The organism is Rhizobium hidalgonense (genome assembly GCF_002914525.1).
GTDB lineage: Bacteria > Pseudomonadota > Alphaproteobacteria > Rhizobiales > Rhizobiaceae > Rhizobium > Rhizobium hidalgonense.
The window spans coordinates 61188-88156 of record NZ_LODW01000056.1; the positions used below are offsets into that span (position 1 = coordinate 61188).

Annotated in this window: 22 protein-coding genes and 1 riboswitch; of the genes, 6 read left to right on the plus strand and 16 right to left on the minus strand. The window is 61.4% G+C overall.

Annotation, left to right across the window (positions count from 1 at the left end; genetic code table 11):
- Positions 1 to 80: 80 nt before the first annotated feature.
- From rbsK to ATY29_RS16515, 6 genes are all read right to left on the minus strand, one after another.
- On the minus strand, positions 81 to 1010 hold the full coding sequence (rbsK, locus tag ATY29_RS16490) for a ribokinase (RefSeq protein WP_097536937.1): 930 nt from the start codon (positions 1008 to 1010) through the stop codon (positions 81 to 83).
- Positions 1007 to 1468, minus strand: coding sequence for an RbsD/FucU family protein (locus ATY29_RS16495; protein WP_003571679.1), 462 nt, complete (start codon positions 1466 to 1468; stop codon positions 1007 to 1009). The genes rbsK and ATY29_RS16495 overlap by 4 nt, the downstream gene beginning before the upstream one ends.
- A gap of 41 nt (positions 1469 to 1509) precedes the next feature.
- Positions 1510 to 2538, minus strand: a complete 1029-nt coding sequence (locus ATY29_RS16500; protein ID WP_003571681.1) for a LacI family DNA-binding transcriptional regulator — start codon at positions 2536 to 2538, stop codon at positions 1510 to 1512.
- A 16-nt stretch (positions 2539 to 2554) separates the two neighbouring features.
- Positions 2555 to 3466, minus strand: coding sequence for a carbohydrate ABC transporter permease (locus tag ATY29_RS16505; protein WP_003571683.1), 912 nt, complete (start codon positions 3464 to 3466; stop codon positions 2555 to 2557).
- The gene (locus ATY29_RS16510) at positions 3466 to 4584 is read right to left on the minus strand and encodes a carbohydrate ABC transporter permease (protein WP_097536938.1); all 1119 of its coding nucleotides are present in this window, start codon (positions 4582 to 4584) and stop codon (positions 3466 to 3468) included. The genes ATY29_RS16505 and ATY29_RS16510 overlap by 1 nt, the downstream gene beginning before the upstream one ends.
- 72 nt (positions 4585 to 4656) lie before the next feature.
- Positions 4657 to 6297: an extracellular solute-binding protein gene (locus ATY29_RS16515; protein ID WP_003571688.1), complete on the minus strand. Its 1641-nt coding sequence runs from the start codon at positions 6295 to 6297 to the stop codon at positions 4657 to 4659.
- A 337-nt stretch (positions 6298 to 6634) separates the two neighbouring features.
- Between ATY29_RS16515 and ATY29_RS16520 the strand changes: the two genes are divergently transcribed.
- On the plus strand, positions 6635 to 7702 hold the full coding sequence (locus ATY29_RS16520; RefSeq protein WP_003571690.1) for an ABC transporter ATP-binding protein: 1068 nt from the start codon (positions 6635 to 6637) through the stop codon (positions 7700 to 7702).
- A gap of 45 nt (positions 7703 to 7747) precedes the next feature.
- Here the strand turns inward: ATY29_RS16520 and ATY29_RS16525 are convergent, their stop codons facing one another.
- Both ATY29_RS16525 and ATY29_RS16530 read right to left on the minus strand, forming a co-directional pair.
- Positions 7748 to 8020, minus strand: a complete 273-nt coding sequence (locus ATY29_RS16525; protein ID WP_097536939.1) for a hypothetical protein — start codon at positions 8018 to 8020, stop codon at positions 7748 to 7750.
- Positions 8021 to 8123: 103 nt separating this feature from the next.
- Positions 8124 to 8570, minus strand: a complete 447-nt coding sequence (locus tag ATY29_RS16530; protein WP_097536940.1) for a GNAT family N-acetyltransferase — start codon at positions 8568 to 8570, stop codon at positions 8124 to 8126.
- A 135-nt stretch (positions 8571 to 8705) separates the two neighbouring features.
- A riboswitch (TPP riboswitch) is annotated at positions 8706 to 8836 on the plus strand.
- A gap of 91 nt (positions 8837 to 8927) precedes the next feature.
- On the opposite strand from ATY29_RS16530, the gene thiC reads away from it, so the two are divergent.
- Genes thiC through ATY29_RS16550 form a run of 4 tightly spaced genes read left to right on the plus strand, consistent with a single transcriptional unit; the run spans position 8928 to position 12700 of the window.
- Complete coding sequence (gene thiC, locus ATY29_RS16535; RefSeq protein WP_097536941.1) at positions 8928 to 10754, plus strand: phosphomethylpyrimidine synthase ThiC; 1827 nt, start codon at positions 8928 to 8930, stop codon at positions 10752 to 10754.
- A gap of 1 nt (position 10755) precedes the next feature.
- Positions 10756 to 11736, plus strand: coding sequence for a glycine oxidase ThiO (gene thiO, locus ATY29_RS16540; protein ID WP_097536942.1), 981 nt, complete (start codon positions 10756 to 10758; stop codon positions 11734 to 11736).
- Positions 11727 to 11924 carry a sulfur carrier protein ThiS gene (thiS, locus tag ATY29_RS16545; protein ID WP_097536943.1) on the plus strand — a complete coding sequence of 66 codons (198 nt, stop codon included), beginning with the start codon at positions 11727 to 11729 and terminating at the stop codon, positions 11922 to 11924. The genes thiO and thiS overlap by 10 nt, the downstream gene beginning before the upstream one ends.
- A gap of 2 nt (positions 11925 to 11926) precedes the next feature.
- Complete coding sequence (locus tag ATY29_RS16550) at positions 11927 to 12700, plus strand: thiazole synthase (RefSeq protein WP_097536944.1); 774 nt, start codon at positions 11927 to 11929, stop codon at positions 12698 to 12700.
- Positions 12701 to 12766: 66 nt separating this feature from the next.
- Here the strand turns inward: ATY29_RS16550 and ATY29_RS16555 are convergent, their stop codons facing one another.
- The 6 genes from ATY29_RS16555 to ATY29_RS16580 all read right to left on the minus strand — a co-directional run bounded on the left by ATY29_RS16555 (position 12767) and on the right by ATY29_RS16580 (position 24576).
- Positions 12767 to 13585 carry a DUF6030 family protein gene (locus ATY29_RS16555; protein WP_097536955.1) on the minus strand — a complete coding sequence of 273 codons (819 nt, stop codon included), beginning with the start codon at positions 13583 to 13585 and terminating at the stop codon, positions 12767 to 12769.
- 296 nt (positions 13586 to 13881) lie between these two features.
- Positions 13882 to 15339: an HlyD family type I secretion periplasmic adaptor subunit gene (locus tag ATY29_RS16560; protein ID WP_025418136.1), complete on the minus strand. Its 1458-nt coding sequence runs from the start codon at positions 15337 to 15339 to the stop codon at positions 13882 to 13884.
- Positions 15336 to 17480, minus strand: coding sequence for a peptidase domain-containing ABC transporter (locus tag ATY29_RS16565; protein ID WP_097536945.1), 2145 nt, complete (start codon positions 17478 to 17480; stop codon positions 15336 to 15338). The genes ATY29_RS16560 and ATY29_RS16565 overlap by 4 nt, the downstream gene beginning before the upstream one ends.
- Before the next feature lie 98 nt (positions 17481 to 17578).
- A complete protein-coding gene (locus tag ATY29_RS16570) occupies positions 17579 to 17887 on the minus strand; it encodes a hypothetical protein (RefSeq protein WP_097536946.1) in 309 nt (102 codons plus the stop codon).
- A gap of 47 nt (positions 17888 to 17934) precedes the next feature.
- On the minus strand, positions 17935 to 19182 hold the full coding sequence (locus tag ATY29_RS16575; RefSeq protein ID WP_097536947.1) for a GTP-binding protein: 1248 nt from the start codon (positions 19180 to 19182) through the stop codon (positions 17935 to 17937).
- Between the two features lie 48 nt (positions 19183 to 19230).
- Complete coding sequence (locus tag ATY29_RS16580) at positions 19231 to 24576, minus strand: DUF4082 domain-containing protein (protein ID WP_097536948.1); 5346 nt, start codon at positions 24574 to 24576, stop codon at positions 19231 to 19233.
- Between the two features lie 490 nt (positions 24577 to 25066).
- Between ATY29_RS16580 and ATY29_RS16585 the strand changes: the two genes are divergently transcribed.
- Complete coding sequence (locus tag ATY29_RS16585) at positions 25067 to 25417, plus strand: hypothetical protein (RefSeq protein WP_244597411.1); 351 nt, start codon at positions 25067 to 25069, stop codon at positions 25415 to 25417.
- 24 nt (positions 25418 to 25441) lie between these two features.
- Here the strand turns inward: ATY29_RS16585 and ATY29_RS16590 are convergent, their stop codons facing one another.
- On the minus strand, positions 25442 to 26626 hold the full coding sequence (locus tag ATY29_RS16590) for a GTP-binding protein (RefSeq protein ID WP_097536956.1): 1185 nt from the start codon (positions 26624 to 26626) through the stop codon (positions 25442 to 25444).
- Positions 26627 to 26728: 102 nt separating this feature from the next.
- On the minus strand, positions 26729 to 26969 hold a 241-nt coding region (locus ATY29_RS16595; protein WP_133118201.1), incomplete at its 5' end, for a DUF4082 domain-containing protein.

Below are 26969 nucleotides of genomic sequence, written 5' to 3' on the forward strand. Positions count from 1 at the left end.
TCTCTCAAGGTCCCGCGATCGCATTCGATCTCGAATCCTTCGTTCAAGCCGCGTCGCGATAGCTTCGCGTGTGATATTCATCACGAGCGGCGCAATAAGGCGCTGATTTCGGCGCGCGAAGGCATGGCGGGGGCCGTGCCCGGCCGTGTTACCGCGATCGCAGCGGTCGCAGAGCCGAAACGGATGGCCTCGATCGGTGTTTGTCCTTCCGAAATCGCCGTGGCGAAGCCGCCAAGAAAGGCGTCCCCTGCCCCGGTTGTGTCAATGACATTCCCGGCTGAGAATGCGGGGACGAATTCGCTCTGCCCGGCGCTGTGATAAAATGCGCCGCGAGCGCCGAGCGTGATGATCACCGCTTGCGCCCCTCGATCCAGCAGAGTGCGGCCCGCCGCACGGACCTGTTCATCCGTTGTGATCGGATGCCCGACCAATTCGGCGGCTTCCACCTCATTGGGGACGATGAAATCGCACAAACGATAGATCTCGTCCGGAATGGCGCGCGCCGGCGCGGGGTTGAAGATTGTCTTGACCCCTGCCCTTTTTGCCATCGCCAGGCCGTGCAAGGCCGCCTCGAGCGGCTGTTCGAGCTGGGTCATGAAAATGGCAGCGCTTTCGATCTCCACCCGGTTCGCATCGACGTCTTCGATACCGATAAGGCCGGCGGCACCCGGGACGACGATGATCGCATTGTCGCCGCTCACCTCGTCGACGAAGATGAAGGCGGCGCCGCTGGAAACACCGTCCATCTTCATCACATTGGCTTTGACGCCCGCTTGCGAATAGGCCGCAAGCGCCATCTCGCCGAAGGGATCGTTGCCGACCCTTGAAATGAAGGTCACCTTGCCGCCGGCCATGGCTGCGGCGATCGCCTGGTTGGAGCCCTTGCCTCCGGGCCCGAGCGAGAAGCCCGATCCCATCAACGTTTCGGCGATATGGGGCAGGCGTTTTGCCTTATAGGCGGTGTCGGCGGCAAAAATGCCGAGAATGACGATCCCGCTTTTCTCGCTCATCGGACCGCCTCTTCCGCCGGAATGACGCCCTTGGTCAGAAGGAAACACCCATAGAAGCGCAGTTCCCCAGTTGCGATGACGCAATAAGCCTTTTTGGCGATGTCGTAGAAGGCCATCCGTTCGACGGGATACATCGGCGCCGGCTTGCCTTCGGCGCGGTCGACGATCGCCTGGACTTCCTGTTGAATCGGCGGAATTTCACCCGGCTTGCCGATCACTTCCATGCGGCCCACAGAAGGCTGGATCGGTGTGTCGAGCGGCAGGACCGAAAGGATCGCATCGATCGCCTGCGGCGCGGGAATGTTTTCCATCGTCAGCAGCGTCCCCAGGCGAGTCTGCCGGGCGATCGAATCCGACGGAAAATTCATGTCGGAAATGACGAGATAATCGCCATGCCCCATATTGCAAAGTGCTTGAAGAATGTCGCCGTTGAGTTCGGCCCGAATTCCCTTGAGCATTGATCTTCCATCCTTTTCTCATAGCCGGCGCGCCGGCCTCTTCAATTCGTGTGGCCGGCGGTATCTGTCTTAAATTGCGGGCACGGGCCGCTCGACCCGCGCACGATCAGCGACCCATCGACCATTTCGTCTTCCACGCCCGGCGGTTCCGCCAGCAGAAGGCCGACCGCGCGCCGCGCCAGCATGTCGGCCGGCTGACGTATGGTCGTCAGCCTGGGAACGACGAGATTGGCGAGCGAAATATCATCGAAACCGGTGACCGACAGTTTTCGCGGCACGTCGATCTTGAGATCGCGGGCAGCGCGCAGCGCGCCGATCGCCTGCTGATCGCTGGCAGCCGCAATCGCCGTCGGCCGATCCTGCGGCGGGTGCGAAAGCAGGTCTCGGGCAATTCTTTCGCCGGACTCGTAGTCGAACCTGCCATAGGCAATTTCCAGTTCAACGCGTTCGCCGGTCTTGCCGAACTCCTCCATGCGGCCGACAAAACCCTCCTTTCGCATGCGTCCCGCCTCGGTATCGGCAGGCCCGGCAATATAGGCGATGCGGCGATGCCCCAGCCCATAGAGGTGATCCGCAATCAGCGCGGCCGCCTGGGCATGGTTGGTCGACACCAGGGGAAAGGTGCCGAAGCGCCGGTCCAGCGATATGATCGGGACCGATGCCGGCAGATGGAGGCCTGAAGCGTCGCTCGAAGCCACCACGATGATGCCGCGCACCGACCGGTGGAGAAAGGCTGAAACATGGCTCTGCTCCGCCTCGCGATCGTCATGTGAGCTTGCCAGCATGAGGCTATGCGCACGTTCGAGCGCCGCACGCTCGACGCTTGCCGCAAGCTGCGCAAAGAATGGATTGGTGATGTCGGGCACGATGAGGCCGATGACGTCGGTTCTGCTGGTGCGCAAGGCTCTGGCGGTGACGTTCGGCCGGTAACCGAGCGAAGAAATGGCGTCGTTGACCTTTTCGCGCAGCATGGGTTTGACGGCGGCTTCGCCCGACAGCACACGCGAAACGGTGCCCACAGAGACGCCGGCATATTCGGCGACATCCTTGATTGTCGGCATCTTCGACATTTTCGACATCCCGCAGCTATTTTACGGCGCCCGCGGTCATTCCGGCGATGATGTGCTTTTCCAGCACGACGCCGACGACAACAAGCGGGAGGATACCGGCGGTGGAAAGGGCCGCCATCGACCACCAGTTGATGCCCTGGCTGCCTGTCTGGCTGGCAATCATCACAGGCAGCGTGTTGGTATTGGTTGAGGTCAGCAGCGCGGCGAAGAAATATTCGTTCCAGCACAGGATCAGCGCCAGCAGAAACGCGGCCACCATGCCCGGCAGAACGAGCGGCACGATGATGCGGCCAAACGCGCCCCAGATCGACAGGCCGTCGACGAGTGCGGCCTCCTCGAGTTCGACCGGGATGGTGGCGAACTGGTCGCGCATGATCCAGACGACGATCGGCAGGACCATCAGCGTATAGACGGCGATCATGCCCGCATAAGTGTCGAGCAGCGCCAACTCCTTGTAGAGAACCAGGAACGGCAGGGCGAGGACGACGGGCGGCATGATCAACTGCGACAGGAAGAAAAAGGAGATGTCGGAATTGCGCATATGGCCGAACTTGTAGGAAAAGCGGCTGAGGCCATAGGCCGCCAGCGACCCGAGCACGACCGCAAGGGCAGATGCCGTGACGGAGATGATGACGCTGTTCCAGAGCCGGCGCATGAACTCATCACGCACCGTCGATACCTGGGAAATCGTATCGGGAGAGAGCCCGAGCGAGCGCCAGCCGAGCCAGCTGGGCGTAAAGTTAAACCAGGGGATCAGGTTGCCGCGCATGACATCCGCGGCTGTTTTGAACGAGGTCGAAACTGTCCAGAACAGCGGGAAGATGCAGACACATGCCCAGGTGACGAGCAGGCCGTAGACGGCCAGACGCATGCCCCACCAGCGAATGCGCTGAGCCCGCCCGTATTTTTCGAAATCGATGCGAACCATCAGAGCCTTCCTGTCATCCGCTTCACGATACGGTCCGAGATCTTCATCAGCATTGTCATCCCGAAGACGATGATCACCAGATAGACGAGCGCGAGCAAGGTACCGTATCCGACATTCGAACGGTCGCGATATTCACGATAGATGAAACTGGTGACGGAGTCTGTCGCCCCCCCGGGACCTCCCGATGTCACCGTGATGATGATGTCGGCGAGCTTGAGCTTGAAGATTACCCGGATCATCACCGCCGTCACCGAAACCGGCAGCATGAGCGGGAAAGTGACCTTCCAGAAGCGCTGCCATCTGGTGGCGCCATCGACTTCAGCCGCCTCCAGCACCTCCCTGGACAGGCCCTGCAATCCGGCGACCAGCATGATCATCATGAAGGGAATGAAGGTCCAGGCATCCATGATCATGATCGAAAGTTTCGCCGTCAGCGGATCGCCGAAGAAGGAGGGATTTTCCCAGCCGAGCCAGCGGGCGAAGCGCGCGACCGGGCCGAAACGGGTCTCCAGCATCGACTTGCCGACCATCCAGCTCACTGCGACCGGCGACAGCATCAAGGGGACGAGGAAGGTTACCCGCCAGAATTTTCGGGCAATGATCTCCTGGTTGAGCAGCAGCGCCAGGCCGAAGGCGATCGCATATTCGATTGCGATGGCCAGGCAATAAAGGACCATGTTCAGCAGCGCATTGGCGTAGAACGGATCGGCGATCATCCGGCGCACATTGTCGAGCCCGTTGAAGCGCCGCCCGGTCGACGAGGCGAGGTTCCAATCGGAAAAGCCGATCCACAGCGCAAAGAGCAGCGGGAACACCACCATCGACACGACGAAAAGCGCGGCGGGCAGAATAAAAAGCGCCTTCTTGCCTGCCTCGCCGTGGATAACGACGCGCGTGACGCAAAGAACGGCGGCCCAGAGAAAATAGGCATAAAGCACCGGCCGCCAGTTCGCGAAGCCCCAACCGGTCCAGCCTAGCTCATGGGCACCCTGCAGTGCGAAGGACGTTATGAACCATATGGCGCTCAGCCACAGGGCCGCGCGGCCCCAGAAACGACGGCTCGCGGAAATGGAGCCGGCTTCGACCGTGTGAAGCAGGTCGCCTTCAACTGTCGACATGATTTTCCTCGTCCGGACAGAATGAGCGCCGGCGAACCGCTTCCGGTCCGCCGGCCTATTGGTGTCGAACGGTCAGAGCCCGAGGCTCGACCGATAGAGTTTCAGTTGGCTGTCGCGGCCGATCTGGTCGGTGATCTTTTCCCAGGCGGCCGCAATCGCATCCGCGGTCTCCTGCGCCGACTTGTATTGCCCGGCAAAACCCTTTGCCAATTCGTCTTCGGCGACGGAGTAATATTGGAAGATACCGGGAATGCGCGGTTCGATAGCGGCGTTCGGGTGGTTGTAGCTGTCCGCATTCGAACCCAGATAGTCCTCGATATAGGCGCGGTCGTAACCTGCCTTTTCCCATTCGTCGTAGTTGAAGTTGGACTGGCGGTAGGGCTGGAACCCGGAGGGATAGGCCGAGGTCCACAGCGACAGATCCTTGCCGCCGAGATGGGCGGCGGCGGACCAGGCGGCCTTGCGCTTCTTCTCGTCGCCGGAGACCTGCTTGGTGACATAGATGCCCCAGCCGAGATAGGCCATGTTGGGCGCTTCGTTATACTTGTCTTCCCATTGCCCGGTCTTGCGGTTGTAGACCCGGTTCGAGCCGCGGTTGATACCGAAGCCCACCACATCGCCAACGACCGAGGTGTCCGAGGTGCGCGCGCCGGAGCCGACGTCGCCCCACCACATCAGCATTGCGCCGGTGCCTGCCAGGAACTGCGAGAAGGCCGTGGTGCCGGGATCGGCATTGATCTGATCGGCCGGATAGGCCTTGGCCGCGATCAGATCGAGGACGTCCTGGATCGCCTGAACCCATGCAGGGTTATTGACCAGCGGCTTCATGTTTTCAGGATCGAACAGCCAGGCCGGGTCGCCAGGATATTTGGCATAGGCCGTCGCGCGGTTCTCGATGAAATAGAAGCCGAAACCACCCCAGCCCTTGAGCGGGTCGAGATAGCCGTAGGCCGGCTGACTGGTCAGCGGATCGGTCTTGCCGATCAGCGCCTTGGAGGCGGCGTTGACCTCCTGCCAGGTCTTCGGCGGCTCTGCCATGCCGCTGATCGAGCCTTCGCCGAAATAATCCTTGCGATAGGCGAAGGTGTGGCAGTCGCCGTCGATCGTCACGCGATAGGTCTTGCCGTCCCAGGTGCCGACCGGTGGCTTCAGGTAGCTCACCAGGTCGTCGGCCTCGATCTGCTTTGCAACCCAGTCAGGCATCTCGTCGAGAAGCCCTCGCCCGGCCGTATCGCCTTCGAAGGGTGCGCCCATTTCCAGAATGTCGAAATCGACCGTGCCGGTCGCGATCGACTGCTGAAGGCGGGCGTTGTAGTCCGCCTGTGCAAGGTCGATCCAGTTGATCTTGGCGCCGGTATAGGCTTCCCACGGCTTCAGGAAGCCGCGGAACAGGAAGTTGTGCAGGTTCTGATTGTTGAGCCCCATGAAGGTCAGCTCGACACCGGCGAATTCGCCCTGCTTGACGTTGGCCTTGGTTGGGCCGAGGCAGAGCTCGCCGACCTTCTGCCAGTCTGCATCCGTTGGGGAGCCCTTGCCGACGCCCGGAATCTGCAGGATCTGGGCGCGCAGATCATCGGCAGCGAACGCCATGCCGGGAAGTCCGCCCATCGCGCCCGATAGACCAAGCAGTGCCGCGACGCTTGCCGTTCCGCGCAGGACATCGCGGCGGCTTGCCTGACTGCGCATCAATGCATCGTATATTTCAACTTTCATGCTTTCCTCCTCCACGTTTGTGCGCTGCCACCAGCCGGTCTTTCCGGATTGGCTCCGGTCCGATTTTGGGACTGGTCTCGCGCAGAACTATTTGGTAACAAGAAAATGAAACGTTTCATATTCTTGTTGAAAACCGCTCCTCTCGGCCTCGGCAGCGAGCATTAGACGGCAAGCGGGAAATGTCAATAAGAAATGAAACGTTTCATGGAGGAGGTCTGACGGTATTTCAGGCAGAGGCCGAGGGCAGTTTTCGCCGAGCCTGTTGCCTTGGAATATTGTCGAGAAAGCATTGCTCTTGGGACTGTCCAGGGGTGGCAGGAAGGCGAGTGGGAGGCACATGGCTGAAGTCAATGTTTCAGGGGCGCGGAAGGCATATGGCGCCGTAAATATCCTGCACGGCGTCGATATCGACATTCGCGACGGCGAATTTGTGGTGCTGGTCGGCCCATCCGGTTGCGGCAAATCGACGTTGTTGCGCATGGTTGCGGGGCTCGAAAGCATCACCGGCGGCACCATCTCGATCGGCGGAAAGATCGTCAACAATCTGCCGCCGAAGGATCGCGACATCGCGATGGTCTTTCAAAGTTATGCGCTTTATCCACACAAGACCGTTGCCGAAAACATGGTCTTTGCGCTCCGTCTGCAGAAGCAGCCGGCCGATATCATCAAGCAGCGGCTGCAGGCGGCGGCCGAAACGCTTGACCTCGTACCCTATCTCGACCGCTATCCGCGCCAGCTTTCGGGTGGGCAGCGCCAGCGCGTGGCAATGGGACGAGCGATCGTCAGATCGCCGCAAGTCTTCCTGTTCGACGAACCCTTGTCGAACCTCGACGCCAAACTGCGCGTGCAGATGCGCAAGGAGATCAAGGAGCTGCACCAGCGGCTGAGAACCACGACGATCTATGTCACCCATGACCAGGTCGAAGCGATGACCATGGCTGACAAGATCGTCGTGATGCAGGGTGGCAAGGTCGAACAGATCGGCACCCCCCTCGAACTCTACGATCGTCCCCGCAATACATTCGTGGCAGCCTTTATCGGCTCGCCATCGATGAATCTGCTGAAAGGCCGCTACAAGGCCGACGGTGCGATCTTCGTGACGGAGACCGGCGACGAGATTGCGCTCGGTTTCACCCCGCAGGCGACCGACGGACAGTCCGTGCTGCTCGGCGTGCGGCCCGAACACCTGTCGCTCAGCCAAAGCGGCCTCGACACGACCGTCAACGTCACCGAACCCACCGGCCATGAGACGATGGTCTTCCTGCGCTACGGGTCCGGCGAGCTTGTCGCGGTGCTTTCCGACCGTCACGATTTTGTGCCGGGACAGGTCGCGACGATTACTGCCCGACCAGGAAAGCTTCATCTATTCGATGGGGAATCGGGTAAGACGTTGCGGCCGGATTGACCGCCCAAAAAAACACTGAGACCCCAATCGCCGCCGGGTGGAAATTCAGGGCGAGGTCAGGTCAATTTTCAGCTCTAAAACCAATTGTGCTGGGAGATCGTTGGTTATTGTGGAGCGGTCAGTTTTGGCAAAGGCCATTTCACCGTCCTGCCAGGCATCATACTCCATATCGATCCGTATGCCGCTCCGCTCAACTACAGCCCAGGAGAAACCAAGGCCGCCACCCTTTCGAACGGACCAGCCGCCAGCCCCCAGCGTTTCGATGACCGCTCGCCAAGTTTCCTGCGATATGCCGGACAGATAAATCGTCTCAGACATGCACTTTTCATCCCACAAGGAGATCGGTTCAAAGTGGAATAGCGGGTGACCGGCCTTGTATTCTTCCGCTCCCCCTCATGACAGGCCAATACAGCCCTAACCGCTACGCGCTCGATTTGGAGTAGAGGCCAAGATTGCCGCCGACGGCGAATCCGCAGCGCTGATAAAATTTCGACAAGGCACCGTCTCGCTGCGAGACCAACCAGACACTGTTGCATCCTTCGGCCTTTGCTGTTTCAAAAACTGCCGACAGGAGGGCGGTCCCTATTCCCCTACCCTGCGCTTCAGGCAGTACCGAGAGCTCATCAAGATAAATGACCGGACCCGCATGGCGCCGCTGTCGTATACCCAATGCAATCCCCAGCACCTTGCCTGCGTCGATGGCCGCAAGGGCGATGGATCTGGGCGTTTCAAGCACGGTTTTGACATTTTCAACCGCCGCTTCAAGCGACCAATTCTCGTTCCATGGCGGTCCCGAATAGGCACCGACCAGTACAGCGGCGGCGCCATTGAGATGTTCTAGCGCAAGACGTTCAATCCGAAACGACATAAATCCACCTGACGTTGAGTGAAACGACATTTGCCCAGTTCGACCGGTAACGCAACAGGCTCCGAGACGCACGGTGCAAGCGGAACGGCAAAGCTGTGAGCTTGACACAATCAGCGACGGCGCTTTACGGTTGTCGGCATTCACCAGGGGGGTCCCGCAAGGGGCTGAGATACTGCTGGACAATACGGCTTTGCCTGTTGTGGCGCAGTGACCCGTTGAACCTGATCCAGTTCATACTGGCGTAGGGACGGTGCAAGCGCTCGAAGGCGTCGGATTCACGCGTGGAATCCATGCCGGCGTCTTTTCATCATTCCGGCTGATTGACTGGGTCTCCAACTGCAATTGGAGCCTCAAACCATGACCATTGCCGCAAAGAATCTCACCCCGACCGTCACCACCGGCCCGCTGCCGGCATCGCAGAAGATCTATATCCCGGGAGATATCCACAGCGATATCCGCGTGCCGATGCGCGAAATCAGCGTCCACCCGACCGCGGGCGAACCGCCTGTCGTTGTCTATGACTCCTCCGGTCCGTACACGATCGAAGGCGCCGACATCCATATCGAGCAGGGCCTGCCCCCCCTGCGCCGCGACTGGGTGCTGGCCCGAGGCGATGTCGAACCCTATGACGGCCGCCATGTCCGCCCCGAAGACAACGGCTTCGTCAGTGCCGACCGGTTGACGCCGGAATTCCCAGGGCGGCGCCGGCCGCTGCGGGCCAGGGACGGCAGGGCCGTCACCCAGTTCGCCTATGCGCGGGCCGGCATCATCACACCGGAGATGGAGTTCATCGCCATTCGCGAGAACCTCGGCCGCAGGGCCAGCACCGACGCGCTGGTGCGCGACGGCGAAAGCTTCGGCGCCGATATTCCGGATCATGTGACGCCGGAATTCGTCCGCCGCGAAGTCGCCGCCGGCCGGGCGATCATCCCGGCCAATATCAACCACCCCGAAAGCGAACCGATGATCATCGGCCGGAATTTTCTGGTGAAGATCAACGCCAATATCGGCAACTCCGCGGTCACCTCCTCGATGGCCGAAGAAGTCGAGAAGATGGTCTGGGCGGCCCGCTGGGGCGCCGATACCGTCATGGATCTGTCGACCGGCCGCAACATCCACAATATCCGCGAATGGATCATCCGCAATTCGCCGCTGCCGATCGGCACGGTGCCGCTCTATCAGGCACTGGAAAAGGTCGGCGGCATTGCCGAGGACCTTACCTGGGAGGTCTATCGCGATACGCTGATCGAGCAGGCCGAACAGGGCGTCGACTATTTCACCATCCATGCCGGCGTGCGGCTGCACTACATCCCGCTCACCGTCAATCGCGTGACCGGCATCGTCTCACGCGGCGGTTCGATCATGGCCAAGTGGTGCCTGCATCATCACCGCGAAAGCTTCCTCTATGAGCATTTTGAGGAGATCTGCGACATCTGCCGGGCCTATGACGTCTCCTTCTCGCTCGGCGACGGTCTTCGCCCCGGCTCGATCGCCGATGCCAACGATGCGGCGCAATTTGCCGAACTCGAAACGCTCGGCGAGCTGACGAAGATCGCCTGGGCCAAAGACTGCCAGGTAATGATCGAGGGGCCCGGTCATGTGCCGATGCACAAGATCAAGGAAAATATGGACAAGCAGCTTGCCGTTTGCGGCGAGGCGCCCTTCTACACGCTGGGGCCTCTCACCACCGATATCGCGCCCGGCTATGATCATATTACCTCCGGCATCGGTGCCGCGATGATCGGCTGGTTCGGCACGGCCATGCTCTGCTACGTCACGCCGAAAGAGCATCTTGGACTGCCTGATCGAAACGATGTGAAGACCGGGGTCATCACCTACAAGATCGCCGCCCATGCGGCCGACCTTGCCAAGGGGCACCCGGCCGCCCGCCTGCGCGACGACGCGCTGTCGCGGGCGCGCTTCGAATTTCGTTGGGAAGACCAGTTCAACCTGTCGCTCGATCCCGAAACCGCCCGCAGCTTCCATGACGAGACCCTGCCGAAGGAAGCGCACAAGGTGGCGCATTTCTGTTCGATGTGCGGCCCGAAATTCTGCTCGATGCGCATATCGCATGACATCCGCGCCGAAGCGCAAAAAGAGGGGCTGGACGCAATGGCGGCAAAATACCGCGAGGGCGGCGATCTCTATATGTCGATCGATACCCACACGCAGGGCGCGGACTGAAATGCGTGTTCTTGTTAGAGGGGCCGGCGTCGCCGGCCTCACCGTCGCCCGCGAACTGCATGCCCGCGGTGCTGATGTCACGGTCTTCGACCCGCAGCCGAACTTCGCTCATGCGGCTTCCTGGCTCGCCGGCGGCATGCTGGCGCCCTGGTGCGAGCGGGAAAGTGCCGATGAGGCCGTGCTGACACGCGGCCTCGATGCCGCCGATCGATGGGAAGCGATCCTGCCCGGCAACGTCGTCCGCAATGGCACGCTCGTCGTCGCCTCGACGCGCGACCATGGCGAACTGAAGCGGTTTGCAAGCCGCACGACCGGTTATCAATGGGTTGAAGAGCAGGATATTGCGAGACTCGAACCCATGCTCGCCGGCCGTTTCAGGCACGGCCTGTTCTTTCCACGCGAAGCGCATCTGGACCCTCGTCAGGCGCTGCGCAGCTTGAAAGAGCAACTGTCGGCAATCGGCGTCGTCTTTACCGACACGGCTGTGAGCGACGGCGATTTCTCCGATATCGTCGACTGTACCGGTGCAGCCCGCATCGGGCAGGATCGCGATCTGCGCGGCGTGCGGGGCGAAATGCTCAATCTCCATACCGAAGAGGTGACCCTCGCCCGGCCCGTCCGTCTGCTGCATCCGCGCTTTCCCGTCTATATCGTTCCCCGCGGCAACGGGTTTTTCATGGTGGGCGCGACGATGATCGAGACCGATTTCGGTGGCCCGATCACGGCACGCTCGCTGATGGAACTGCTGAACACGGCCTATGCACTGCACCCGGCCTTTGCCGACGCCGCCGTCGTCGAAACCGGCGCCGGCATCCGCCCTGCCCTGCCCGACAATCTTCCGCACGTCGCGCGCGAGGGAAAGGTCGTCATCTTCAACGGCCTTTATCGCCACGGTTTTCTGCTGGCGCCGGCCATGGCGGCCGAGGCCGCCGATCTCGTTTTTTCCAAAGAACCGAAGCAAAGGAATGCCCGATGCAACTGATCATCAACGGCGAAGCCCAGACAATCGCCGCCACCACGCTTTTACAGCTTCTGACCGCACTCGATTACGAAGGCGACTGGCTGGCGACCGCCGTCAACGGCGAACTGGTTCATCGCGAGGATCGCGAAGAGCACATGCTGAACGATAATGACAGGATCGAGATCCTGACCCCAATGCAGGGAGGCTGAGCATGTTTGACCTTTACGGAAGCCAAATCGCGTCACGCCTGCTTCTCGGCACTGCACGTTACCCCTCGCCGGCGATCCTGACCGAAGCCATCACGCGCTCTAAAGCGGAAATCGTTACCGTGTCGCTGCGCCGCGAAATGGCGGGCGGGCGCAATGGCGGGGCTTTCTTCGAGATGATCCGTGCGCTCGGCGTTCACGTTCTTCCCAACACCGCCGGCTGCCATGGCGTGTCCGAGGCGGTGCTGACGGCGAAGATGGCTCGGGAAGTGTTTCGCACCGATTGGATCAAGCTGGAGGTGATCGGCAATCACGACACGCTGCAGCCGGATGTCTTTTCGCTCGTGGAGGCGGCACGCATCCTGACCGCCGAAGGCTTTCAGGTCTTTCCCTATACGACGGACGATCTGGTCGTTGCCGAGCGTCTGATCGACGCCGGATGCCAGGTGCTGATGCCCTGGTGCGCGCCGATCGGCTCGGCAGCGGGACCACAAAATCTCGCAGCTCTTCGATCGATGCGGGCGCATTTTCCCGACGTGCCGCTGATCGTGGATGCCGGTATCGGCCGGCCTTCGCATGCGGCCATCGTCATGGAGCTGGGCTTCGATGCCGTGTTGCTGAACACCGCTATTGCCGGCGCCGGCGACCCCGCCGCGATGGCGCAAGCCTTTGCCAAGGCAATCGACGCCGGCAGGCAGGCGTTCGGCGCCGGCATGCTGGAGCCGCGCGACATGGCGGTGCCGTCGACACCCGTGATCGGAAAGGCGGTATTTGCATGAAAGTCCACCGTTTCCGATTGCCGGGGGACATCGGCAACCAGAGCGTCAAGCCCTCGGGTTGCCGCGTCATTGAGCGCAATTGGCTTCTAGCGACGTGCTCAAGCTGTCCATGAGGCGCGGATTTGTTGTGGTTAGCCAGCGCTCTGTCGAAAAAAAGGTCTTTGTTCTCACCTGCGAAGCTGAAGTCGCCTTCAGACCAAGGACAAAATTAAAATTATTTCCGCTGCCGGCTTCGCGCGTGAAGCTGAGATAGGAGCCGAAGCGCTCGTATTCGATATTTCGAAGGTTTTGGATCGATGCAAGCGTATCCTCGAAATCGCGCCAGCACGCCTGCGTCACGATGATTTCGAATATGCGCAGGACGGCAGGGGCAAGACGCCCCTCAGCATCTGTCGTCGGCCCAATGAGCTTGGCGCGAATCTCGACAACATCGCCCATTTCATTTCCGCGCACCTTGACGAAAGTCGAGCTGATGGGGCGCACTTCGTCCCGTTCGTAGATGCGCTGAAAATAACATTCATAACTGCGATTGCGCATGGATGCGGCTTTCCATTCGCTCATCTCGATGCCGGCCTGTCGAAGAGCCCCGCAGATATTCTGTCCCGAGACGCGCCACATCCGCAGAAATTGACCTGCCAATTCCGGATTCGGGACCTCCATCAGCTTCAGCGATATAGACATCGTCGGGAGAGGCGAAGGAGCCGCCGGGTCGGGGCGGACGGCTATGGGTGATGAGCGCGGTGCCTTATTGAGGGCTCGATCTTCAAAACGATCAATCGGAGCTTCGGGCTGGCGGATTTCACTGTAAAAAACAACGATGCCCGCAACGAGCAAAACGAATAGCAAAAGCACTGGCCTAAGCAGCCGGCGGCGGTTGCGCCGCAATTGGAAATTCGAATGCGGAAGCGGGATGTCGCGAGGCGGATCGACTGCTGATAACCCTTTATCCACGGCGCGACCTCACAAGCAAAATCGGAGCGGATGCGAGTGCAAACCCAATCAACCTCGATCCTGTTTGCGGCCAACCGGTGTCGGTGGGCGCGTGAACCAAAGCCCCTGCTGGCGACTCCTTCCAAAGGTGAGCAACGGATTGGAAAACGGTCCAGTCTGTCCGACTCACCTTCGACACCGCGAGTGTGAGGTCGCCTGTCTGGAGCGTCAAGCAGCAAGCCGAACTGGCCCTACGGTTCGCGTATTGCGTTATCCAGTCCTCGTAGCAACGGATACAGGAAATAGGAGATTACCGTGCGTTTGCCCACCTTGATTTCCGTGGACACGGTCATTCCGGGAAGCAGCCGCACCGGCACATCTGCGGCATTCAGCCTTGTATCGGCAAGCAGGACCCGGGCCTTGAAGAAGGGGGCTGCAGGCTGACTGGGGGTGGCGGTCTGCTCCTGCTGGCCGGTCAAAAAGGTGTCCTGGCTGATGGTTCTCACCTCTCCCGCGGCGGTGCCGTATTTCTGGAAGGGGTAGGCGTCGAGCTTGATACGCGCTTCCTTGCCGACGGCGACCCGGCCGATATCGCGGGTGTTGATCGAGACTTCGGCTTCGAGCGGCACGTTGATGGGCACGAGTGTGACCACCGGCTCCGCTTCCCGCACCACAGAACCGACCGAGCGTTGCGCCAGATCGAGCACCACGGCATCGGCGGGTGCGGTCAGCGCTACCATGTTGCGGCGCAACTGCATCTTTTTCAGTTCCTCGTCGGCCATGTCACGCTGGCCGCGCAATTCCACCAGCTGCTCCATTGCGGCCCGGCGGAAATCCTCGATGAAGGCCTGGCGGTCGGCGCGGAGCTTGGCATAAGAGTGGGCGGCCTCGTCGGCGCGGCCGCGGACGGCGGTCAGATCGGACTCGACGTCGAGGCGGGCATCACGGGAGCCGAGCAACGTGATCAGCGAACCGCTTTGGTTGTCGTAGAGCCGCTCCCGCGCTGCTTCGATCTGCGAGAGCCCCTCACGCCGGTCGTTGAGCACCGCCTCCTGGTTCTTGCTCGCCACAAGAGCGGCCGATTGGCCGGCGATCTGCTGATCGAAATTCTGCAACTGCGCCACGTAGAAGGCTCGCCGCTGGCCGAAAAGCTGGGCCTGCAGCATCTGATCGGGCGTATCTCCGGCCATCTTCGTATAGTCATCGCCGGCAAGCTCTGCCTCAATCCGCCTCACCTGGGCGTCGAGTGCAGAGAATTTCGCTTGCTGCTGGCCGACATCGGCCTGGCTGAAGGTCGCGTCAAGGGTCGCGAGCGTCTGACCGGCATGCACGACCTCGCCGGCCTTCACCTCGATCGTGCGGATGATCGATGTTTCGAGGGGCTGGACGACGATGGTCGGCTGGGTGGTGACGAGCTTGCCAGGCGCAATCACCACCTCGTCGATCGAGGAGACCGAGGCCCAGGTGATCGCTGCGGCAAGCAGCGCCGTCACGCAGTAGAGCGTCATGCGCGCCACCCGCGGCGGCGCGCGTTCCTCGAGCTCGACCGCATCGGACTGGAATTCGGCAATGGCCGGCGGCAGCGGCGGGCGGGCGGTCAGTGCCCGTCCCTTGTCTGGGGGGCCGTTGTCTGCGGGAGATTTGTCCGAGGCGCCCTTATTTGAAGGGACCGGCAGGTTATCGCTGGGTTTTCTAGCGTGCGCGTTCATGCGACCTGCCTCATTTGCTGGGCCCACAGGTGGCGATAGGTCATGCAGCGCGATACAAGTTGATCGTGCCGGCCGATATCGGCGACCTTGCCGCGATCGACGACGAGAATGGCATCGGCATCCACGAGGGTCGAAAGCCGGTGCGAGACGATGACGACGGTGCGACCGGCGGCGATGCGGCTCAAATTGTCGCGGATGATCGCCTCGCTGTCAGGGTCGAGCGCGCTCGTCGCCTCATCGAAGATCAGCAACTTCGGATCGGTGATCAGCGCACGAGCAATGGCAAGCCGCTGCTTCTGGCCGCCTGACAGGTTGGAGCCATTTTCCTCCAGCATCGTGTCGAAGCCGCGCGGCAGGCGCTCAATGAACTCTTCGGCGCCGGCGACGCGAGCGACCTCCATGATCTCTTCGATGCTGGCATCGGGCTTGCCGGCAGCGATATTGTCGCGAACGGAACCGCGGAACAGGAAATTATCCTGCAGCACGACGCCGATGCTGGTTCTCAGATGCACGAGGTCGATCTCGCGGCTGTCATAACCGTCCATGCGCACCAGCCCCTCCTGGCTCTGGTAGAGTCCCTGGATGAGCCGGGTTATCGTCGTCTTGCCGGAGCCGCTCTTGCCGACCACGCCGAAGACGCAGCCCGCCGGAATGGCGAAGGAGACATTGTCGAGCGCCGGTGCAGCATCGGGCGCATAGCGGAAGCTGACCCTGTCGAATTCAATGCGGCCCTGCAAATGCGGCCGAACACCACGCCCGCGACCCGCCTGTTCCGGCCGCTGGTTCATGATCTCGCCGAGCATGCGGACCGAAAGCGCCACTTCCTGATACTCGTGTACCATGGTGACGATCTGCACCAGCGGTCCCGAGACCCGGCCAGCGAGCATATTGAAGGCGACCAGCGCGCCGATCGTCATCGCGCCGCTGAAGACATCGAGCGCGCCGAGGCCGATAATCGCCACGCTCATCAGCTTCTCCAGCAGTCCGGTCATCGCCTGGGCGATGGTCGAGATCTTCTCGACCCGGAAACGCACGGAGATCGACTGCGCCGAATAATCGTCCCATACCTTGCGCTGGCGCGGCTCCAGCGCCAGCGATTTGACGGTGCGCATGCCATGCACGGTTTCCACCAGCAAGGCCTGCCGGTCGCCTTCGGCTTGGTAAAGCGCCTGCAGCCGGCGCTGAAACGGCCCGACGAGCATCATTACCACCAGCCCGACGAGCGCTGCAAAGCCCAGCACCACCAGGGTCAGCTTGACGCTGTAGAGAAGCAGGATCGGCACGAAGACCAGCAGCGACACGCCGTCCAGAAGTGTCAGGAACAGCCGGCCGGTCAGGAATTCGCGGATGCGCCCCGTCTGCTGCATATGCTTGACGAGAACGCCGGCCGAAGCCTGCTCGAAGAGCGCGATCGGCAGGTTCAGCAGATGGCCGAAGGTGCGCGTCGCGACACGAATGTCGATCCGGTTGGTGGCATAGAGCAGCAGGTAGCGACGCAGGAAGGTGAAGGTCGCGTCAAAGATGAGCGCGATTGCAATGCCCGCCGTCAGAACCGTGAGCGTCGCATAGCTCTGATGCACGAGCACCTTGTCGATGACGAGCTGAAAAAAGATCGGCGTCGTCAGCCCAAGGCCGTAAAGCACGAAGGCGGCGAGTGCGACATCGCGGAAGAAGCTGCGCTGCTTGATGATTTCGGGGATAAACCAGCGGAAGCCGAAGGGCCGGTCCTCATCGGACATGCGATAATTGCGCTTCAGCAGGACCACCGATCCGAGCCAGGCCTTGGCGAACTGCTCTTGGCTGAGCATCATCACTTCGGCGCGTGAGGCGAGCGGGTCGAGAACGCGGATTCTCTCATCCTCACCGCTGCCGACAGCGCCGGCGATGACCACCCAATTGCCATTCGAAAGTTCCGCGAGCACCGGAAAGGCCTCGCCGAGCTGGAACAGCGATCGCCAGTCGAGTGTCAGATGCCGGGCTCTGAGGCCCGCATCCTTGGCCATGCGCAGCAGCTGCCGCACGGCAACGGGATCGTTGCCGACGGCATAATCATGCTGCAATCGCTCCGGCGCAAGATCGACGCCGTGATGACGCGCGACGAGCGCCAGACAGTGCAAATTGGTATGCAGAAATCCACTCATGGCCCACCCGAAACAATACGAGACCGCGGCTTAGTCTCAAAGAGTTGGAGCCTCTTTTGTGCGTCCGGATGGACGCACAGCGCTCCAGACCTGTTTTATCAGTTGAAGTTCGGCGAGGCGTTCGAAGCGCCGCCCTGGGTCGACTGGATATCGGCTGCGGCTGCGCCCGACATATCGCCGACCCGACGGACCGCACCCGCCTCGACCAACCCGCCAAGCGCTTTCTGCATGAGATCGACCGCATTGGCGAAGGCATCGACAGGCATGATGATGCGCTGGCGGAAGACCGGCGTCGGGTTGTTGTTGGCGTCACGTTCGGTTGCCGAAAGCGACATCAGGTCGATGCGAACGATCGTTCCCGTAATGGTAATTTCGCCAATGCCGTCTGCGTAAAGTTCGTTGCTCATTGTTCTCTCCTCCGTTGATAATCAAAGGGTCTTCATATCAGGGCGTCTTACGTGTGTTCGGACGCACTATTGGAATGTGCAGGGATATGTCCGTGCTGCCATGCCGGAAACGGATCGCGAAGCCCGACGGCGGTCTGCGGATCGAAACCCGTCTCCTCGCCGGTCAGGCAATCACCCAGCGCAGCGCGGATCGCGTCCTCGTCGAAGCCGGAACCGATGAAGACGAGCTCCTGGCGGCGGTCGCCCCAGACATCGTCCCAATGCCGGTCGATGAGCTGGCGGAACTGCGGAAAGCGCGGCCATTGCACCCGCGGCACCGAGGCCCACCAGTACCCCCTGGTCTCGATGCGGCACTGGGTGCCTGCAATCGACAGAAGGCCGATCTCATCCGGCCTCGTCGCCAGCCAGAAATGGCCCTTTGCACGGATGAGGCCCGCCCATTTCCGGTCGAGAAAATCCTTGAGCCTCAGCGGATCGAAGGGCCGCCGGCTGCGATAGACGAAGCTTCTTATGCCGTATTCCTCGGTCTCCGGCACATGATCGCCCCAGCCGAAGAGTTCCTTGTGCCAGAGCGGATGGCGGGCGGCCTTCGCCTCGCTGAAGAGACCGGTATCCAGGATGGCGCCAAGCGGCACCTGGCCGAAGACCGCCTCGACGACCTGAGCATCCGGATTGAGCGCCGCGACGACCCGGCGAACCTCGGCAAGGTCGGCGCACGGCACGTCGCCTGCCTTGTTGATGATGACGACATCGGAAAATTCGATCTGCTCGACGAGCAGTTCCACGAGCTTGCGCTCATCATGCCCGTCACGCCTTTCACCGCGATCGGCAAGGAACTCGGCGCTCTGGTAGTCGGTGAGAAGATTGACCGCATCGACGACGCAGACCATCGTGTCGAGACGCGCCACGTCGCAGAGGGCCGCGCCGCTCTCGTCGCGGAAGGAGAAGGTGGCTGCGACCGGCAGCGGCTCGGCAATGCCGGTGCCCTCGATCAGCAGATAGTCGAAACGGCCGGCGGCTGCGAGCCGGCGCACTTCGCTGAGGAGATCGTCGCGCAGCGTGCAGCAGATGCACCCGTTGGTGAGCTCTACCAATGTCTCGTCGGTACGCGAGAGGCCGGCTTCCCCCTCGCGCAAGAGTTCCGCATCGATATTGACCTCGCTCATATCATTGACGATGACAGCAACCCGGCGGCCCTCCCGATTACTGAGGACATGATTGAGGACCGTCGTCTTGCCGGCGCCGAGAAACCCGGCAAGAACGGTTACGGGCAATCTGTTGTCTGCACCCATCATCGAAACTCTCACTCTTTACAGCATGCCTGGCTTACATCCTCGCGGGCTTTACGCCGCGAGCTGTGGTTTGAACGCCACGTCCACATAGTAGTTGGTGCTGTTGTAGCTGGCCGTCGGGAACAACCCGCCCGCCCCGTAGGCATAGACGCCGTTGCTGCCGCCGAACGCCTTGAGATCGCCGTTCGTCACGTCGCTGGCGAAGTAATTGCCGGTCGCCGAATAATTGCCGTTGCTCGAATAAGAAACGACGTAGGTCGTATCCGCCTGGATGGCGATCTGCTGGGTAAGCTGCGCAGTCTGCCAGCCGCTCGCCGTCTCGTTGTTGAAGGTGACACTGCCGATGAGCGTGCCAGAGACGGTCCAGAGATAGCCGTTATGCGGGCCGGTATTGTCGGCGCCCTTGTAGAAGCGGATGCCGGTGATCCAGCCTGACGTATCGGCTTGGAATTTCATGCCGAGATTGACTTGCTGGTTGTCGTTGACGGAGACGGTTGAAGGCGTCGCATTGGCAGCAAAGAGGTTCTGTTCCGGCCCCGTCTGGCCGCCATTGATGGTGAGCGCAACCTGCGCCGACGCCGTGCCGCCCTTGCCGTCTGCAATCGCGTAGCTGAAGCTCGCCGGCCCGGAATAGCCTGCCGTCGGCGTGAATGTCACCGTCTGGGCCTGCGCATTCCAGGCGACCGAGCCGTTGACCGCGCTGCTGACGCCGGTGACGACAAGCGGGTCGCCATCGGCGTCGGTGTCGTTTGCCAGCAGCACCGAGGCCTGAATGGTGATCGGCGTGCCGGTATTGGTCGAGAAGCCGCTGTCATTGGCGGCGACCGGCACCGCATTCTGTGCGCCGCCCTGCTGGTAGAGAACGTCGACCCAGTAATTGGTCGCATTGTAGGAAGCGGTCGGGAACAGGCTGCCGGAGCCATAGGCATAAAGACCGTTGCCGCCGCTCGAAGCACTCGATGGCGCCGTCAGCCCGCCGCTCGTATGGTCCGTCGTGAAGTAATTCGACGTTGCGGAATAGAAGCCGTTCGAATGGTAGCTCGCCACATAGGTGGCGCCGGCCGTAACATTGATCGGCTGGGTGAAGGAAACCGTCTGCCAGCCGCTCGCCGTCTCGTTGATAAAGGTCGCCTGGGCCAGAAGCTGGCCGCTCGTCGTCCACAGCGAGCCGACATGCGTGCCGGTATCCTGGGCGCTTTTGTAATAGGTGAGCCCGGTGATCTGGCCGGTTGCGGACGCGATGAATTTGACGCCGAGTTCGACCGAGTTGGCGTCATTGGCGGCGGCAACACCCGACGTGTCGGCGCCGGTGAACAGGCTTGATGTCGTTCCTCCGCCGGGCGCGCCGACGGTGAGGCTGACCGTGGCCGACGCCGTGCCGCCCAATCCGTCCGAGATCGAATAGGAGAAGCTTGCCGCACCTGTATAACCCGCCGCCGGGGTGAAAGTCACAGTCTTGGTCTGCCCGTTGTAGGTCACCGTTCCGTGGACCGCGCCATTGACGCCGGTGATACTGAGCGCGTCGCCATCGGCATCGGTGTCGTTTGCAAGCAGACTGGCTGCGGCAATCGACAGCGCCGTGTCGGAATAAGTCGTGTAGCCATTGTCATTGGCGGCGACCGGCACCGCGTTGCCCGTCGCCTGATTGTAGACGACATCCACCCAGTAGTTCGACGACTGGTAGCTGGAGGTCGGGAACGCCGAGCCCCCGACCGTGTAGACGCCATTGCTGCCGGCGAGCGCCGTCAGCGAGCCATTGCTATGGGCTGATGTGAAATAGTCTGCCGTCGCGACATAGGAGCCTGTCGTGCTGTAGGAGGCGACATAGGTCGTACCGGCCGCGATATGCAGCGGGTTGGCGAATGTCGCGGTCTGCCAGCCGTTCACCGATCCGCTGTCGGCGAAGGTGACGGTCGCGACCAGCGTGCCGCCGGCCGTCCAGAGCGAGCCAGTATGGGCTCCGGTATCGCCTGCTGCCTTGTAGTAGCGGATCCCGGTAATCATGCCGCTCGCCGAAGCGACGAACTTCATGCCGAGTTCCATCGACTGGCCGTCGTTGAAGCTCGCGCCCGTCGGTCCTTCGCTTGATGTAAACAGTGTCTCTCCGGCAGGGCCTGGGTTCACGGTCAGGCTGACGCCGCCCTGATCCGTGCCGCCGCGCCCGTCCGACAGCGTATAGGTGAAGCTTGCCGGCCCCGAATAATTGTTGGTCGGCGTGAAGACGACGGTGCCGTTCTGCTTGTTGAGCGTCACCGTGCCATTGACGGCATTGCTGACGGCCGAAATCGTCAGCGCATCGCCATTGGGATCTGTATCGTTTCCGACAAGTGAGGCGATCGAGATGCTAACTGTATCGTTGCTGGAGATGACGAACCCCGTATCGTCGGTCGCGACCGGCGCGCCATTGGGACCGGCATCGAAGACCACGTCGACCCAGTAATTTGTGCCGGTGCCGGGGCTTTGGCCGGGGAACGTGCCGGCAGTGGTGCCGTAGGCGAAGACGCCGCCGCCATCGACGGCCTTCACCGCGCCGCTGGCATAGGTGCCGCCTGTAAAATAATTGCTCGTCGACGAGTAGAAACCGCTGCTGTGATAGGAGGCCACATAGGTCGTGCCGGCGGCAATCTGGATCGGGCTGGAGAACATCACGGTCTGCCAACCGGAGAGCGATTCACCGACGGACACGCCTGTTGCCAGCAACGTTCCGTTGGCACTCCAGAGGCTGACGACATGGTCGCCGATATTGTAGAAGCCCTTGTAGAAACGGATGCCCTCCACGGAGCCTGCCGTCGTCGTCTGAAAGCGCAGGCCAAGTTCGACGGAATCGCGATCGATCGCTACTTCGACCGCTGGCTTATCCGCAAGCGTCCAGAGGCCCGTCGTTCCCGGCAGGCTGACCGTGACCTGCTTGCCGGCCGACGGTGCCTCCATATTGACGCTGTCGTCGACGGCCCGCGACATGATCGTGTAGGTTCCGCTCGCCTGGACGACCCAGTTATAGCTCCAGCTCTCGCGGCCTGACGCCTTGAACCAGTGCTGGCCGCCATCGGTCGAAACTTCCACGCCGGCAATGATGCCGCCGCCGAAATCCTGCGCCGTGCCTGATATCGTCACATGCTGTCCTTCGAGGAAGCTTGCGCCGACGACCGGCGACGAGATGGACGAGGTCGGCTTCAGGGTGTCGGTCGATTGGGTCGCGAGGATCAGGCTTGCATCGAGCGTCGTCGGCTGGATGCCCATGTCCGCGAACATGTTGACCATCGCCTGCTGGACGTTGCGATCGGTCGACGTTGTCGGGCCTTGGTGATTGTCGCTCAGACCCCAGGACCAGAAGACGGTGCCGGCGCCGAAGACCAGCGCGCCGCTTGCCGCACGGTACATGGTGAGGCTGTGGGTGGCGACTGCCGAACCGATGGTCGCGCCGTAATCGCGCAGATAGGTGTCGACCGACACCGACGAAAGCGACAGATTGACGAGCCCGGCCGGACGGAAGCCGTTCTCAACGTCGGAATCCCATTCGTAGCCGAGCAGGTTCTGCACCAGATTGTAGGTGTCGCCTTCATTCAGCTGGGAAACATCGGTATTGCGCCAGAAGCGCAGGTTCGAATAGTCGTAGGGGATGGAGATCGTGTCCTGACGGTAGCTGTCCACCTGGAACATCGTTCCCGTCAGCGCATTCTCCGGCTGTTGCCCAGGATCGGCATAACGCGGATCGCGCCAGGTGCCGGTGCCGACATTGCTCGGATCGGTGCTCGTGCCCCAGGTTTCCTTGTAGCAGACCATGGTGCGGTAGGCCTGGCCGGTGCCGTCAATGCTGCTTTCCCAGCGCACCTTCCAGTAGCACTCGTTGCCGCTCCAGAAGGCGAGATTGACGCCGGCATCACGCGCGGCCTCCACATTGCTGCGCTGCTCGGCCGACCAGTATTCGTCATGGCCGACCGAGAGATAGGCATCATGGTTGAGCAGCAGCGCGCCGCTGCGCGCCGCATCGACGCCGGAGATATAAGATACGTCGTAGCCGTTCTGCTCCAGCCACGAGATGGCGGAGGATTCGACGCCGAAGATATAATCATGCGAGCCGCCGACCGGGCTCGTATTGGTGATGATCGGTCTGTTGTAGCTGACCGCCGACGCGCGGCCGATCGCCTGCAGGCCGCAGCTGCAGTTCGGGGGCAGGTAGCCGATCATGGCGGCCGGATCGACGGGCACTTCGCCGTAATAGAGGCTGGCGCCGCCCCAGGCATTGTAGGCCTGCCATGTCGTATCGGAGGTCTGGAAGACGATATTGCTGTGCGAGGCGTCGTCGCGCACGACGAAGGGGATGATGCTTGCATCCTCGGTGCCATCCTCACGCACCAGCTTGGCGAAATAGACGCCGGAGACGGCGTCCGTCGGAATCTGCCAGCTCGCCGAAACCGACCAGTTGCCGCAATCGATGAGACCGAGCGACATGTCGACGATCGGATGCGGCTGTATCTGCGCCGTGGTCAGAGATTGTTCGATCGAGTCGACCTTGCGCGCGCCGTCCCCGCCATAATAGCCCATGCGGTAGATATCGATGCGGTAATGGGTGGAATCGGTGGCGATTTTGAAATCGACCGTCTGGCCGATATTCGTGCTGATTTCGGTGGCAAAACCCTGGATGGTGCCTTTGCCATCGCCCTCCAGGCCCCATTCGCTGATGTGGTTGCCCTGCTTCATGTTTTCGAGCGCGATCTTGTTGGGCGTCACCGCCGCCGCCGCCACCGGTGCTGCAAGCGCCGCAGGCGTCGCGGTCGAACCGGTGGAACCGTCTTGGCTCGGCTCCAGCGAGATGGAGGCTATCGAGGTCTGAAGGCGCAATGACGTCGTGCCGGAACCGGCGGCAGGATCGGCCGACGGCGTGGTAGAGCCTGCCGTGCCGGCATCGCTGGTAACACCCGTCAGCACGGGAGCGGCAGGCAGTGTCGCAGCCTCCTGATACGGGTCCGGACCAAGCACAGTGCGCTCGGATGATGTGGTCGTCGTCTGTAACACCGTCGCAACCGACGCCGTCTTGGTGGACGGGTCCCGCGCGCCGCCCTCGCCCGCATGCGCGGGCATCGCCGTCGGTGGTATCGAGGCAGTCTCCACGCCGCTCGATGAGAACAGCGCGGCAGGCTGCATGATATTGCCGGTAAAGGAAGACGGACCTGTGAAGGAGAACGGGACGGCGGCCCCGTCGGGATTGGCGAAGCCGCCGTTATTGGCAAAGCTTAGGGAACCATCGGTACTTGTGGAAGATACAACCGTCGCGGTTCCCAGCACTGCGCTCCAGGCTGAGGGTGCACGACAGATACTTAACGCTCCACCAAATGTACTCAGGTACTCACGGTTACTAACGCGAATTCTCCGCATCAGCGGCGTCCCCTTCCGCATCGGCCGGCCCTTCGGCCGCTATAGCAAGAGGTTCATTCTGGCACCTTTGCCGAGGGAATGTACGACAGTAATCTGGGGTATGAGGGAGGTATTCCCTACGCCCATATGATGACCCTCAACGCAAACCCCAAGGTACGTCCGAGCGATCGCCTCTAATCCTGGCTAGAAATGCCCGGCCCACCAGCCGCACCGCTTTGCCTTGGCGAAACCAAAGTGGCTCCGGCGATGCTATGCTGCTGGTCTGCGTTTCCTCTCAATCGACCTTGACAAGATTGTCCAACTCGAGACGCTATTCGGGTCGCAACGTCTTTGAAAAAACGAGGATAGGATGAGGTTCAGCAGACCGGCAGTCGCTGGCGTGGTTGGCGTGGCAGCGTGTATGTTTGGTGCGTGCCTTGCGGCATCGCCTGCGCTCACACAGGAAGTCGAGCCGCCGGCTCCATGGGTTAAGCTCACCAATTCGCATGCCGGAGCGGTCGGAACATGCTCAATGATTGATGCGAGCGACATCGAGGCTTGTTACATGGTCCGGTGCGACGCCAAGAACGGTCTCATTTTCGAGATTGGCGATGCCACTGTTGGTGAGAACGGCCTGCGATTGGCGCGTTTCGAGATTGGGAGGTACAAAGAGACGATCCGCCTCGACGGCAACAGTCCCGATCGGCGAACGGTTGTTCTCTCAAGGCATCCGAAGCTGCTTGCCGCCCTCACATCTGGCGCTGATTTCGCCACTATGTTTGCCCTCAAGGCCGGTGAGATAGATTACAGCACCGGCTTTGAACTTACGGGGGCGCGAGAACAGATAGCTCGCGTGGCAAAGAGCTGCCCAACCAAGCCGTGACGACGCCAAGGTCCACCGCCTGAGCTACCAGGCCGGAAACGGATCTTCGAGGGTGGCCCAGTCGCGCGGATCGGTGCTGGCGAGGCATCCGTCCAGTGCCGTCCGCACACCTTTCTCGTCCATATCGACACCGATAAAAACCAATTCCTGCCGACGGTCGCCCCAGGCGCTGTCCCACCGGCTCTCGAGATGCTGACGAAACTGCTGATGGGGCGGCCAGTCGTGCCGGGGCACGGCTGCCCACCACAGCCCCATGGGCTCGCAGCGCCGCTGCACCCCGGCAGCCGACATCAGACCCACGTGACGCGGGCGGGTGGCAAGCCAGAAGTGGCCTTTGGCACGCATCACTCCCGGCCAGGGCTCGTCCAGAAATGCTCGAAACCGCATCGGATCGAAAGGGCGCCTCGTGCGATAGACAAAGCTCGAGACCCCGTATTCCTCCGTTTCGGGAACATGGTCACCCGGACTGTACAGTTCCTTGTGCCATAACGGGTGGGCGGCGGCTTTTGCTTCGTCGAAGAGGCCCGTATTGAGGATGGTTGCAAGAGAAACCTCGCCGAAGTCCGCCTCCACCTGGCGCGCATCCGGGTTGAGGGCAGCCACGACCATGCGGACTTCCGCGCGCATCTCCTCGCTCGCGTCCGAGATCTTGTTGATCACGACGATATCGGCAAACTCGATCTGGTCCACCAACAGGTCTATGAGTGTCCGTCGGTCTTCGCTGTCCCGCTGCATGCCGCGGTCGGCAAGCAGATCTGCGCTGCTGTAGTCGGCCAGGAGGCTTGCGGCGTCGACGACGGTCACCATCGTGTCGAGTTTCGCGAAATCGGAGAGCGAAACACCTTTCTCGTCGCAGAAGGAAAAGGTGGCCGCGATCGGGCATGGCTCGGCAATGCCGGTCCCTTCTATCAACAGATAGTCGTATCGGCCCTCTTCGGCCAGTCGCCGCACTTCCGCCAGGAGGTCGTCGCGCAGGGTGCAGCATATGCAGCCATTGCTGAGCTCGACCAATGTCTCCGTCGTATGCGACAGGTTGCAGCCGCCGTCCCGGATGAGACTGGCGTCTATGTTCACCTCACTCATATCGTTGACGATGACGGCGACCCGCAGGCCCTCACGATTCATTAGCACGTGGCTGAGAAGCGTCGTCTTTCCGGCGCCGAGAAAGCCGGTGAGCACTGTCACGGGTAGCCGGTCGATCCCGTTCATCGACATCTCCCGGATATGGACATTCGGGGCGGTCGTCGCCGCGGCGGGCATTTGCGTCGTATGAACCTCATTCCGATCCCGTTCCCAACCTTTCCCGATACCTCACGCGGCAAGCTGCGGCCGAAAGACCACGTCAGCATAATAATTCGCTGAATTGAATGTGCTGGTCGGGAAGAGGCCTGCGGTGGCAGAGCCGCCATAGGCATAGAGGCCATTGCCGCTGGCCGGCGCCGTCAGAGGACCGTTCGTGACCGCGGCGGTGAAGAAGGCGTTGGTCGCCACATAGGCGCCTGTCGTGTGGTAGGAGGCGACATAGGTCGTGTTGGCGGCAATGGTGAAGGGC

What these genes read in the sequence shown, in the direction of transcription:
- rbsK (WP_097536937.1), bottom strand. Translation starts at nt 1,010, where the DNA reads ATGAGCGAGAAAAGCGGGATCGTCATTCTCGGCATTTTTGCCGCCGAC.
- ATY29_RS16530 (WP_097536940.1), bottom strand. Translation starts at nt 8,570, where the DNA reads ATGTCGTTTCGGATTGAACGTCTTGCGCTAGAACATCTCAATGGCGCC.
- ATY29_RS16590 (WP_097536956.1), bottom strand. Translation starts at nt 26,626, where the DNA reads ATGAACGGGATCGACCGGCTACCCGTGACAGTGCTCACCGGCTTTCTC.
- ATY29_RS16585 (WP_244597411.1), top strand. Translation starts at nt 25,067, where the DNA reads ATGATTGATGCGAGCGACATCGAGGCTTGTTACATGGTCCGGTGCGAC.
- ATY29_RS16565 (WP_097536945.1), bottom strand. Translation starts at nt 17,480, where the DNA reads ATGAGTGGATTTCTGCATACCAATTTGCACTGTCTGGCGCTCGTCGCG.
- thiC (WP_097536941.1), top strand. Translation starts at nt 8,928, where the DNA reads ATGACCATTGCCGCAAAGAATCTCACCCCGACCGTCACCACCGGCCCG.
- ATY29_RS16580 (WP_097536948.1), bottom strand. Translation starts at nt 24,576, where the DNA reads ATGCGGAAGGGGACGCCGCTGATGCGGAGAATTCGCGTTAGTAACCGT.
- ATY29_RS16575 (WP_097536947.1), bottom strand. Translation starts at nt 19,182, where the DNA reads ATGATGGGTGCAGACAACAGATTGCCCGTAACCGTTCTTGCCGGGTTT.
- ATY29_RS16570 (WP_097536946.1), bottom strand. Translation starts at nt 17,887, where the DNA reads ATGAGCAACGAACTTTACGCAGACGGCATTGGCGAAATTACCATTACG.
- ATY29_RS16520 (WP_003571690.1), top strand. Translation starts at nt 6,635, where the DNA reads ATGGCTGAAGTCAATGTTTCAGGGGCGCGGAAGGCATATGGCGCCGTA.
- ATY29_RS16560 (WP_025418136.1), bottom strand. Translation starts at nt 15,339, where the DNA reads ATGAACGCGCACGCTAGAAAACCCAGCGATAACCTGCCGGTCCCTTCA.
- ATY29_RS16495 (WP_003571679.1), bottom strand. Translation starts at nt 1,468, where the DNA reads ATGCTCAAGGGAATTCGGGCCGAACTCAACGGCGACATTCTTCAAGCA.
- thiO (WP_097536942.1), top strand. Translation starts at nt 10,756, where the DNA reads ATGCGTGTTCTTGTTAGAGGGGCCGGCGTCGCCGGCCTCACCGTCGCC.
- ATY29_RS16505 (WP_003571683.1), bottom strand. Translation starts at nt 3,466, where the DNA reads ATGGTTCGCATCGATTTCGAAAAATACGGGCGGGCTCAGCGCATTCGC.
- ATY29_RS16525 (WP_097536939.1), bottom strand. Translation starts at nt 8,020, where the DNA reads ATGTCTGAGACGATTTATCTGTCCGGCATATCGCAGGAAACTTGGCGA.
- ATY29_RS16500 (WP_003571681.1), bottom strand. Translation starts at nt 2,538, where the DNA reads ATGTCGAAGATGCCGACAATCAAGGATGTCGCCGAATATGCCGGCGTC.
- ATY29_RS16550 (WP_097536944.1), top strand. Translation starts at nt 11,927, where the DNA reads ATGTTTGACCTTTACGGAAGCCAAATCGCGTCACGCCTGCTTCTCGGC.
- thiS (WP_097536943.1), top strand. Translation starts at nt 11,727, where the DNA reads ATGCAACTGATCATCAACGGCGAAGCCCAGACAATCGCCGCCACCACG.
- ATY29_RS16510 (WP_097536938.1), bottom strand. Translation starts at nt 4,584, where the DNA reads ATGTCGACAGTTGAAGGCGACCTGCTTCACACGGTCGAAGCCGGCTCC.
- ATY29_RS16515 (WP_003571688.1), bottom strand. Translation starts at nt 6,297, where the DNA reads ATGAAAGTTGAAATATACGATGCATTGATGCGCAGTCAGGCAAGCCGC.